The organism is Flavobacterium sp. Leaf82 (assembly GCF_001422725.1).
Lineage (GTDB): Bacteria > Bacteroidota > Bacteroidia > Flavobacteriales > Flavobacteriaceae > Flavobacterium.
This window is the reverse complement of sequence record NZ_LMMA01000001.1, coordinates 275478-286672: the sequence shown is the minus strand read 5'-3', so window position 1 is coordinate 286672 and position 11195 is coordinate 275478. Positions and strand designations below refer to the sequence as shown.

General features: G+C 33.5%; 8 protein-coding genes. 1 reads left to right on the top strand and 7 read right to left on the bottom strand.

Going from position 1 to position 11195, the window contains the following annotated elements; all coding sequences use genetic code 11:
- Positions 1 to 76: 76 nt before the first annotated feature.
- The 4 genes from ASF10_RS01195 to ASF10_RS01180 all read right to left on the bottom strand — a co-directional run bounded on the left by ASF10_RS01195 (position 77) and on the right by ASF10_RS01180 (position 3727).
- Positions 77 to 1144 (bottom strand): efflux RND transporter periplasmic adaptor subunit, encoded by a 1068-nt coding sequence (locus tag ASF10_RS01195; RefSeq protein ID WP_056244283.1) that lies wholly within the window; start codon positions 1142 to 1144, stop codon positions 77 to 79.
- 9 nt (positions 1145 to 1153) lie between these two features.
- Entirely contained in the window at positions 1154 to 2488 is a 1335-nt protein-coding gene (locus tag ASF10_RS01190; RefSeq protein WP_056244281.1) for a TolC family protein, read from the bottom strand.
- A 10-nt stretch (positions 2489 to 2498) separates the two neighbouring features.
- Positions 2499 to 3098, bottom strand: coding sequence for a TetR/AcrR family transcriptional regulator (locus tag ASF10_RS01185; RefSeq protein WP_056244277.1), 600 nt, complete (start codon positions 3096 to 3098; stop codon positions 2499 to 2501).
- Between the two features lie 107 nt (positions 3099 to 3205).
- Positions 3206 to 3727 carry a YceI family protein gene (locus ASF10_RS01180; protein WP_056244273.1) on the bottom strand — a complete coding sequence of 174 codons (522 nt, stop codon included), beginning with the start codon at positions 3725 to 3727 and terminating at the stop codon, positions 3206 to 3208.
- A 267-nt stretch (positions 3728 to 3994) separates the two neighbouring features.
- Here ASF10_RS01180 and ASF10_RS01175 point away from each other — a divergent pair, with 267 nt between their 5' ends.
- Positions 3995 to 4969 carry a polyprenyl synthetase family protein gene (locus ASF10_RS01175; protein ID WP_056244269.1) on the top strand — a complete coding sequence of 325 codons (975 nt, stop codon included), beginning with the start codon at positions 3995 to 3997 and terminating at the stop codon, positions 4967 to 4969.
- A gap of 284 nt (positions 4970 to 5253) precedes the next feature.
- Here the strand turns inward: ASF10_RS01175 and ASF10_RS01170 are convergent, their stop codons facing one another.
- From ASF10_RS01170 to ASF10_RS01160, 3 genes are all read right to left on the bottom strand, one after another.
- Positions 5254 to 7119 carry a trehalase family glycosidase gene (locus tag ASF10_RS01170; RefSeq protein WP_056244266.1) on the bottom strand — a complete coding sequence of 622 codons (1866 nt, stop codon included), beginning with the start codon at positions 7117 to 7119 and terminating at the stop codon, positions 5254 to 5256.
- Positions 7109 to 8329, bottom strand: a complete 1221-nt coding sequence (locus ASF10_RS01165; RefSeq protein WP_056244263.1) for an MFS transporter — start codon at positions 8327 to 8329, stop codon at positions 7109 to 7111. Before ASF10_RS01165 ends, ASF10_RS01170 begins: the two co-directional genes overlap by 11 nt.
- 88 nt (positions 8330 to 8417) lie before the next feature.
- Positions 8418 to 11057, bottom strand: a complete 2640-nt coding sequence (locus tag ASF10_RS01160; RefSeq protein ID WP_056244260.1) for a TonB-dependent receptor — start codon at positions 11055 to 11057, stop codon at positions 8418 to 8420.
- Positions 11058 to 11195 lie beyond the last annotated feature (138 nt).

Sequence of the window (11195 nt, the reverse complement as noted above, 5' to 3'; positions counted from 1 at the left end):
TTTAGGCTTTACGCTATAGGCTTTAGGCTTTTTGAGAAATGCTTAAAGCTTATAGCTTACGGCTTATAGCCTCCAATTATTTAATAATTTCTACTGTATTACCGTCTTGTAAGTTAATTTGACCTGTAACAATTACAGTTTCTCCATCAGATAATCCATTAATAATTTCAACCTGATCTCCTAAAATTCTTCCGGCAGTTACTTTTCTTAATTTTGCAATACCTTTATCAACTACAAAAATTTCGTTGCTGCTCACACTTCCTACGAAAGCATTTCTAGGCACAACCATCAAGTTTTGTTTTTGTTGTTTTGAACCAAATTTTGCAGTTCCGTACATCCCTGCTTTCAAGTCGTTATTTACATTATTTGCAATTTCGATTTCAACAGGAAAATTCAAAGACTCATCTGCTTTTGCAGCGATAAATGTAATTTTTCCAGAGAAAGTTTTATCAGGATAAACACTTGCCGTTACATTAGTTGTGTTTCCAACTTTTAAACTTGCTACCTGATTTTCATTTACTGTAACAACTAATTTTAATTTAGAAACGTTTACAATATCAAACAATGCAGTTGCAGGCATTCCGGCTAAAATAGATCCCGGCTCAATATATTTTTTGTTGATGAATCCGTTTATTGGAGCTTTTACTTTAGTATCTCCAACATTAATATTAGCTTGTTTCAAGCTGGATTCAGCATTTGTCAATGCTAATTTTGCCTGATCTAATTGTTGTTTGGTAACACCACCTGTTTTAAAAGCATTTTCGTATCTACTGTAATCAGATTTTGCATTTTGGTAAACAGCTTGTGCTTGTTGAGCGCTTACATTAATAACATCACCTCTTACTGTCAACAAAGTCTGACCTACTCTTACGTAATCACCTTCTTTTGCCAAAACACTAATTACTTTTCCTGATTTTTCAGCAGAGAAAGTCAATTGTTGAATTGGTTGAAAATTTCCGTTAGCAACGAAGTCTAACGAAACTTCTTCTGTTTTTACCGGAGCTACTTTTACTGAAACTGCAGCATTTTTCTCTGCTACGATATCTGTTTTTGCTTTATTCTCCTTCTTATTATTATTTAAGACATATCCAATCACACCCAGCGCTGCGATTATGATTACGATTGTTATAATAGTTTTCTTCATTTTGTTTAGTTATTTAATAAGAGTTTTAAGTTCGCCTTTTGATTTGATTAGTGCTACTTCGGCAATTTTGTAATTCAAGACTGCTCTGGTAAAATTATTTTGAGCTTCAAGCTGTGCATTTTCTGCATCTAACAAATCTGTTAATGATGCTAATCCCTGAAGATAATTGTTTTTTGTATTGCTTAAGATTTCAGTTGCCAACTGCATGTTTTCTTTTTGATTCTGAATAGTTACAAGGTTATTGTCTATATCAGCCATTGCATTTCTATAATCTAAATCAAGCGAAAGTTTGGTGTCTTTCATATCTTCCTGAAGCGATCTGATTTCGATATCAGCTTGTTTTACTTTTGCACGGGTTCCAAATCCAGTAAAAATTGGAACATGTAGATTTAAACCAATTGCAGAGTAATCTGACCAATAAACACCATCTTTAGGTTTTGCAAACCAAGGCATTTGAGGTCCCTGACCAATATAATTGTATCCTGCGGTTAAAGAAAGTGTTGGATAATATCCGGCTTCAACAGCTTTTTTATTGAATACCAAAAGCTCTTCTTGTTTTTTCAAAAGCAGGTATTCTGTTCTGTTTTCTGTATTAGGAACTTCTGTCAATGCAGCAGGCACAACTTCAAATTCTTCTTTAGGAATCTCTATTACAGTTTCAATCGGCATTCCCATATAAAACTTTAAAGCATTCTCTTGTAATGTAATTTGATTTTTAATTTGTTGACGTTCTGTATCAATGTTTGACATTTTAACCACAATACGGTCTAAATCAATTTTTTTAGCCAGACCATTATCAAATTGTCCTTTTACAATGTCACGAACTTTAGTAGTATTAACATAATTGCTGTCTAATAAAATTAATCTTTCACGTTGCACGTAAACAGAATAATAGTTATTAGCCACTCTTTCGATTACTTGCTCTTCTGTTAATTGTTCGTTTATCTGATAGAATTCACGTGTAGATCTTGCAGCTCTTAATCCGGTAAAAACAGATTGATCAAATATTGTCTGTGTTAGCGAAAGTCCTGCTCCAGAAGTCCATTTTTGACCAAATGCTGCCTGAATAGTAGTTCCCGGCGCACCAAATCCTGCTCCGTCAATAACCGTAGTTTGTATTACAGGATTATAAGTTAAACTTCCGTTTGCAGAAATTTGAGGCAACGCTCTGGAACGCACTTCCTGAATTTTGTACTCACTATTTTCAACCTGCAGCTTTGCTTTTATTGCATCAGCTTTATTTTCAAGCGCATATATAAGTGCATCTTTCAGGGTTAGTTTTTTGACTTGTGCGTTGGCAGACAAGCCAATTGAACACAAAAATATAAGAATTATTCGTTTCATAGATTGATGATTAAATGATAATTTTTTTAAGTTGTTTTTCTAATTCCAGTATTCCTTTTTCTGTTGCCATTGCTCTGGTGTGATATTCCAGTGCTTCTAATTCTATTCTTTGTGCTTCTCTTTCTGAATCTGTTGTTGCATTAATATGAAAAATCAGAGTGTAATAAAACTTCACATATAAGTCTATATTCAAATCCGGTCTGTACAAACCTTCACCGATGCCTTTTAGAATATTATCCCTAAAATAATGGTTGCACTGATCTATTTCGTGGGTCATTACATTTTGATAAATTTCAGGATAATGCTTTTTTAACTGATATAGAGGAGAAGTATCGGTTGCATTTTTAAACATATCGCGAAACATTTCTCTAATTTCGAAATTCTCATGAATCGCATTATAATTTTTCGCAACAATAGTATCAATAACTTCATGTACTTGCTTGTGAACCGTTGAGGTGCTTTCTTCGATTAGAACTTCTTTATTACAGAAATATTTATAAATCGTTTTTTTAGAAATACACATTTCCCCTGCAATATCATCCATTGTAACACTTTTAAAACCTAGTTTTAAAAATAATTCACTTGCTTTTGATATGATTTTCTCTTTCATTTTAAATTTCAAATTGCATCACAAATATACTTAGGAAACTAAAATCAAAAAAATAGTTTCCACTATATTTGTAATAATTTTACATTAATTTATTCTTCATGTAAGATTTATATACTGAATTCTAAATTTGCAATCAGCTTAATATCTTTCCCTAAAGCCAGACCTCCGTTATGATTGAAGGAATTATAATCTAATCCAAAATCCTGACGTTTAATATCTCCTTTGATTTCAAAAGCAACTTTTCTTTCGCCATTATAATTGTTAACACCAATAAACTCAGCATCAAGTTCTACTACTCTGGTAACATCTTTTATCGTTAAATCTCCTTTAAAAAAATTGATGTTATTGTTTACTTTTTGAAAAGAAGTTGATTTAAAACTAATAATAGGATGCTCATTTACATCAAAAAAATCCTGAAGCTGTAAATATGTATCGATCTGTTGAAAACTATCTTTTTTATTATTAATGTCTAAAGAAAACTCAACCGAAGCATCTTCAATTTCATTGTCTTCGATGTTCACATAACCATCAAATTTATTGGTAGTTCCTCCCATATAGGCAATTATCGAATGTCTCATTTTAATTAAAACATCTGACTGGCTAGAATCTAAGGTCCATGTTGTTTTCATAAATATTTGATTTTATTGAGTTTATAAATTACTCAAACTCTTTCACGGAAACTTTTCCAGTGTTCAGAGTTTCCAATTAACGGTGCAAATATAAACAGGAAACTCTAAACACCAAAAAAGTTTCCAAGTTTTTTTAAAATAATTTTAACTCCTTAAGAATTAATACATTCAAGACCAATTTTAAACGGAAACTATCATTTAAAATTTAAGAAAGGAATAATTCATTATGAATCGTATCTTTGAGGCACGTAATTCAGATTATATTTTATGCACGATATTAGCCAATACCAGGATTTTTTTATCAATTATTTAGAAAAACAAAGCATCAGCAAAGAGCCTAAAAACCTTTACGAACCAATTGAATATATTTTAGGTCTTGGCGGAAAACGCATGCGTCCTGTACTAACTTTAATGGCTTCAGAAGTTTTTGATGCAGATTATAAAGTGGCTCTTCCGGCGGCAATGGCAGTTGAAGTTTTTCATAATTTTTCGCTGGTTCACGATGATATTATGGATGATGCGCCTTTGCGAAGAGGTAAGCAAACTGTGCATGAAAAATGGGATCTCAATACCGGAATTCTTTCCGGAGATGCAATGCTCATTCTGGCCTATCAGTATTTTGAACAATACGAACCATCTGTTTTTAGGGATTTAGCAAAACTATTTAGCAAAACGGCACTTGAAGTTTGCGAAGGACAACAATGGGATGTTGATTTCGAAAAAAGAAACGACGTTACAATTCCGGAATATCTAAAAATGATCGAATATAAAACCGCGGTTTTAGTTGCTGCTGCCATGAAAATGGGTGCAATTGTAGCCAAAACATCTGAAAAAGAAGGTGATTTAATTTATGATTTCGGATTGAATTTAGGTTTAGCCTTCCAGCTCCAAGATGATTTTCTGGATGCTTTTGGAGATCCGGAAACTTTCGGAAAACAAGTTGGCGGTGATATAATGGTGAACAAAAAAACCTATTTATATCTAAAAGCACGTGAATTTTCATCGGCTGAAAAAGCTTCGGAATTGGAGAAATTATTCAGCTTGCAATTAGAAGATAATACAGATAAAATAGAAACTGCAAAAAACATTTTTAATGAATCAGGCGCTTCAAAAGCTACACAGGAAGCTATTGAAATGTACACTTTTAAAGCTTTTGAAACTTTAGGAAAAATGGATATTAACGCCGAAAAGAAAGATATTCTTAGAACTTTTGGCGAGAACTTAATGGGAAGAAAAGTTTAGTTTTTTCGCCACGAATTTCACGAATCTCCGCGAATTTTTATTCTAATTAAATTAGTGAAAATTGGTGAAATTCGTGGCAAAAAAATTCACATTTGTAAACAAAAAAAGGCTTCGACTCCGCTCAGCCTGACAAATGTCATCATAAAAACAAGTGTCACCCTGAGCGAAGTCCAAGGCTCGTTACATAATAAACCCAACAGTCCCGAAGTCTCGGGATAAAAACCTGTCGGGTTTATCATTTGGAAACTAATATAATCTTGAAAATTTTTTAATCTGTGGCTATTTTAAAACAAATCATCAGGATCAACTAAATCAGATAATTTTTGTTTCAAATTGTCTTCTAAAATCGTTAATCCGTATTGGTAAGAAGCATTCATCCAGCCAAAACCTTCTTCGGTTATGTAATCGAATTCAGTTCCTACATTTCCGTATTCTGCAAAAATTTTGTGTGAACTAATTGATAAATCAAACTTCTCGGGAATGGTTCCGTTATAATCAACCGCATTTCTGGTAATTAACCAAAGCCATCGATAAACCATTTCCTGCGCTTCTTCATTAAAATTATAGTTCAATAAACCTTCCCATAAAAGCATTTGATGTGGCGCCCATCCAAACGGATAATCCCATTGCCTGATTGGTGCATTTTCGTCAACATCAGCAATTGATTCTTTGGTACAACCTGCAATCCCACCTTTCATTTTAAACCTTGGAAGCGTCTTTTTAACCAAAATTTCTGCTTGTTCCGGCGTACTTATTTTCGCCCAAAGCGGATAAAATGTTGGCGCGGCTTCAAAAAAATGTTGTTTTTCGTTTACAAAATCATAATCGAGATAACATCCATATTCTGAATTCCAGCACATTTTATTGATTTTTTCTTTCCTCGAATTGGCTTTTGAAATCCAATATTCACTTGAAAAAGATTTATCTTCAAAATATTGAAATTCATTTTTAAAGTACTTTTTAATCAAAAAAGCAATGTCTGTTTCATATTTATAAAGCAAACTATTGATCGCAACCGTATTCAAATTGGCACAAACTCCAACCAATCTATTCGTTGTATCATGTCCGCTTTCGCGCATACTTCGATCGTGAATAAAATATTTATCAAGTTCAGCATCTACAACTTCTCTTTCCAGATATTTCTTTTCGAATTCGCGGGTTGAAAGATTGTATTTTGGCGCATATTGTTCCAGAATATCATCAAAATGTCCTTCTTCAACTTCAAACGGAAGTCCGATTCCTTCTGCTTTATATCGATTTAAACCATTTGCTGTAAGACGTTTTCCTTCTTCCATCCAAACGGTTTGATATTCTTTTATGGCGGTTTTTAAATGTCTTTCTATCCAAAAAATATCCGGATTCGACTTTTCTAAAACATCCATAATCAACGACGTATAAAGTGGCGGTTGTGTACGGGTTAAATAATAACTTCTGTTTGCGTTTAGGATTTTTCCGTAATGATCAATCTGATATTTAAAATTCTCCGCAATGCCTAACGCAAGGTCGATTTTATCGTCGATCAAAAGTCCTTTGGCAATAAAATAACTGTCCCAACCGTACATTTCGTTGAATCTTCCGCCGGGAACCACAAACGGAACTCCTGAAATTTCATTGTTTTTTATCTGAAGTGCCAAAGCTAAAATTCCGGGTCGTTTATTCAGTGAAAGAACATATTCCGGTGAAATATTTTTAGGCATTTGCACCACTTTTAACTTTGGCGTGGTAGCTTCTAATTTCTTGAAATAATCAAAAACAATTTCATCACCAAAAGGCACATACAAATAAGCCAATTCATTTTCGATCTTATTGTCTTCCAGAATTTTCTTTACACCATCGGCATCAATTGTTCTTGTAAGACCTTTCCAATACAGGTTTTTTATTTTTCCTGAGATTCTCTTTACAGGATCTTCGGTGATTTCATCCAGATTGATTTCTGCAAATTCGGTATTGTTTTTTTTAGCCAAAGCCAATTCCTGCAATAAATTCGAAAGCTGATAAGTTCCCTCAATTAAAGCAGAATTTCCACTTTCATCTTTCAATAAAAAACGCTTAGGACCATGATCATCAATCGTTATTTTTTTATCGCCATCAGTATCTTCCTGAGCCAATAATTTTTCGATGGTTTGGGTTATATGTAATTTAAATTTCATCTTTTGCAGTTATTTTTTTAAGAATAAAAAAGGATATTAATAATAAAGACATTGGAATTAAAGTAAAGTAAAATGCATTTTCCGGTCCTTCATTTTTAAACAGCCAGCCTGTTATTCTGGAACCTAATGTGCCCCCAAGAGCAGAAAATATGACAATTAATCCGGTCATGGAGCTTTGTAAATTCTTTGGTAAAGCACTTAATACAATCGAGTTTAGCAAGGGATAAATTGGTGCAATAAACAATCCGATTAACGGAAATGCAAAACCAATTAAAGGTATATCCGAAAGTGTATTGATGTTTTTAACTTCTAAACCAACAGTTTTAGGAAGTACAAAGACTACAATTAACATCGCCGAAAAAATACACACACTTAAAACCCAGATCCAGTTGACTTTTTTGGTTACAATACCGGCAATCATTCGTCCAATTGCTAATGAAATTGCCAAAATACTTGCCATCATTATGCTGATATTCTCCGGTAAATGAAGCACTTTTGTGTTGAATGTTGGCAACCACGAAAGAATTCCCTGTTCGATCATAACAAACAAAAAGACGCTGATAACAAAAATAACAGTAAGTAATTTTGCCATTAATCTGAACATTTGCAGGAAATCATCTTTAAGGTTTGCTCCTGCTGCAACTTCCGGCTCTTTAAATTTTACAAAAAACAAAAACAGAAATGACAGGAACGATAATGCAGCTAAAAACCAATAGACATTTAGCCATGAATTAGGATCGTTTTCATTATTAAAAGCTGGAAATAAAAAATAAGCCAATGCAATCCCAACCATAAAAAAACCTTCAATACTACTCATCAAAGCATTGTGTTCTTTTTTGGTTTCGGTTACAGTTCCTATTAACGAATAAACCGAAACTTTAATCAAAGCAAAGGAAACTCCAACTGTTGCAAAAAGAATTTTAGCATTATCGAATGAGTTTCCAAAATACATAGAAACACAAGCCAGAGTAACTAAAGCCAAACCTATTAACATCGATTTTCTATAGCCTATTCTGGGTAAAAAAGAGGCTATAAAAAAGGATACAATAGCAATTGGCATATCTTTAAAAGCTTCTAAAATACTTGCCTGAACTTCATCGACTCCGTAATTTTTTTGCGATTTTAAAATCACAATTCCCACGCTGTTTAATAAAATAGCAAAGACAAAATAATTAAGGTAAAGTGAGATTTTGATTCCTATGTTTTTCATTTTTAGTTTGTTTGTCTATCCTTTGTGGTTACTGTGCGGAGACGCACTGCTGTGCGCCTCTACAGTAACGTTATGTTGATTTATAAATTTAGAAATTAATCGCTACCGAAAATCTAAATGCGCGTCCTAAAATAGGTCTTGCCATAAACACATCGCTTGCCGCTGATGTTGTTTGTCTTGGATCTCCTTCTGTTAAACCAATTTCGTTGAATAAATTCGAAGCATCTACTGCAAAACGAAGATTATTATAGGTATAATTTAAACCTGCTCCAACTTCTTTATAAGCCGGTAAAACTTGTTTGTTATCCTGATTCGTGAATTTTTTATCGTAATAAGAAAACTGAACATAAGCCGTAAAATCTTTTGTAATATCAACTTCTGGTCTTAAGTTACAGAAAAATTTAGGGATTCTTCGTGCTGTATTTCCGTTGAAATCAAATGTAGAACCATCAGCATTTGTTCCTGTAAAATTATCGTATTCCGGTTTTTGAACGGTGAAAGTAAAGTTTAGTTTTGCAATACTATATCTCACATTTGTTTCTACTTCAAGACCAATATTGTTTACATCGGCAAATTTATTTTCTGAAGATCCGTCAGATAAAATATCCGTGAAAGCAACATTTTTTAAACCCATATGAAATAAATTGGCATTCACATTAAAGAATGAATTAGAATATTTATAACCTAACTCAAACTGATTTACTTCGGTATTTTCCAGTTTGCTTAAATCTGCTGCATTGTCATAAAATGATTCTTCGATTGGAGATCTAAATCCATGGCTGTAACGAACATATGAAGCCATATTATCATTAAATTTATAGTTTCCTGCAGCTGTATATGACCATTCACTAACATCATATCTCCAATAGGTGTATGGATTTCCTTTTACAGTTGTTACTGCATCATCAGCCGTATTATTGTCTAAAATTTCTAAGTTTTCTGCAAAAAATCTAGCGTTGTCTCTATATCCTGAATATTTGTCTTTGTTGTATCTTAAACCAGCATTAAAAGTCAAATTATCTGTAGCTTTAATCTCAGCGTCAGCATAAATATCATTCAAAAGACCTTTGGTTTGCGCATCTCTTTCTAACCAGGTAATTCTTTCTACACCATTCCAGGTATGATCAACTCCGGTTGTATTGTCTTTTACATTTAATAATCTCGGATTGTCTGAAACGCCTACTAAATACGAGTTCCAGTTCCAGTATTGGTTCGATTTCCAGTTAGAATAATAGTAACCAGCTGTTAATTTTACAGGATCTAAATCAAAATTGAAAGAGAAATTATTCGCAAAATTGTTCATCTTTTTCTCGATATGCCAAAGATCTGCTCTCATAATCAAAGCATTTGGATCAAGCGTTGCTCCATTATCAACATAAGAATAAGTCAAATTACTTGCCGTTGTATTTTGAACGCTTGTTGCATACGCATCTTGTGTCCAAGGACCTCCATTTGGGAAAATTGCATTGTAATTTAAATCGATATTCGTTTGTTTGAAAGCATTTTTGAAAGTTACTTTATCTGATATTTTTTTCTTGAATTCAGCTCCAATAGAGTTGATAATTGGGTGAGAACCATCTTCTAAATCAGCACTAAAAGTTCCACCGCCATATTGAGGCACATTTAAACGACTGAAGTTTACTGAAGTCAATGTTCCGTAATTTGGATTAAAACCTGAAATGCCTTCTACTTTTCCGTTATTACTTTTTAATGGAATTGGCAGATAGAATGTATTTCTGTCGTCAAGATGTTTGAAGTTAATTCTTAAATAATCCTCTTCATCAATTTTATAAGTAATATTTCCTTTTATTTGTCCGCCTTTATTTGCTGTAAAACCAGTGTTTCTTACACCATTATCAGCTCTGTAAAAACCTCCAACATTAAAAAACAATTTGTCCTGAATTAAAGCGCCTGATAAATTAAGATCAGTTCTGAACATTCCGTAATCTGAAGTCGTAAATTTTGCTCTTCCCTTAAAATCATTCTGACCTGTTTTCGAAATAAAATTGATGATTCCACCCGGAGCATTATTAGCAAAAATTGAGGCAGAACCTCCACGAACAGCTTCCATTTTGCTTACTGTTTCATCTAATCTGTAAAAAGTATCGGCGTTGGCAAATTGCAAAGCTCCATCTTCAAAAACCGGCAATCCGTCTTCCTGAATTTGTACATATTCATACGCTCCCGCTGACGGGATTCCTCTTGCAAAAAGGTTGTTTCCTATTTCTCCTCCAGATGCCTCAACCACAAATCCCGGAATCGTTTGAAGCAAAGCGGCTGTACTTGACGGCGCTCTGTCTTCGATCGCTTTTGCGCCCATTGTTGTAATGGCAACACTAGATTCCAATTTAGATCTTGGCGCTGATGATCCGGTAACAACAACCTCTTTTAAACTTTGCGATTCTCCTTCAAGAAGTAAATTTACCTCCAGGGTTTCTCCTTCTTTTATGGCAATTTTTTTCTCGAAAGTTTTGTAACCCACATTTGTTGCAACAATAGTATACGTTCCAGCTTCGATGTTAGAGAATGTATATCCTCCGTTTTCGTCAGTAACAGTGCTTTTGCCAGTTTCCTTAATCGATACGTTTGCTCCGGGAATTGTTACGCCGCTATCATCGAGTACTTTTCCTGAAACAGTATTTTGATTTTGGGCAAACATATTATTTGGCAAAGAAAATAGGCAAAACATTAAAAGTAATGTGCCAAAATATTGGTGTAGCTTTTTCATTTTTTTGTTTGGTTAGTTAGTAATTATGGTTATCACTGTCAAACTTAACAACAAATTATAAGGAATATAGGAATTAAAAATCGAAAACGTTTTCGAAAACACCTAAAACGTTTTCGGAAGTTAATTTTTTATCGATGC

Bases quoted from the DNA above. Each gene is read 5' to 3' on its own strand.
- ASF10_RS01180 (WP_056244273.1), bottom strand. From the start codon at position 3,727: ATGAAAACAACATGGACCTTAGATTCTAGCCAGTCAGATGTTTTAATT.
- ASF10_RS01195 (WP_056244283.1), bottom strand. From the start codon at position 1,144: ATGAAGAAAACTATTATAACAATCGTAATCATAATCGCAGCGCTGGGT.
- ASF10_RS01165 (WP_056244263.1), bottom strand. From the start codon at position 8,329: ATGAAAAACATAGGAATCAAAATCTCACTTTACCTTAATTATTTTGTC.
- ASF10_RS01190 (WP_056244281.1), bottom strand. From the start codon at position 2,488: ATGAAACGAATAATTCTTATATTTTTGTGTTCAATTGGCTTGTCTGCC.
- ASF10_RS01175 (WP_056244269.1), top strand. From the start codon at position 3,995: ATGCACGATATTAGCCAATACCAGGATTTTTTTATCAATTATTTAGAA.
- ASF10_RS01170 (WP_056244266.1), bottom strand. From the start codon at position 7,119: ATGAAATTTAAATTACATATAACCCAAACCATCGAAAAATTATTGGCT.
- ASF10_RS01185 (WP_056244277.1), bottom strand. From the start codon at position 3,098: ATGAAAGAGAAAATCATATCAAAAGCAAGTGAATTATTTTTAAAACTA.
- ASF10_RS01160 (WP_056244260.1), bottom strand. From the start codon at position 11,057: ATGAAAAAGCTACACCAATATTTTGGCACATTACTTTTAATGTTTTGC.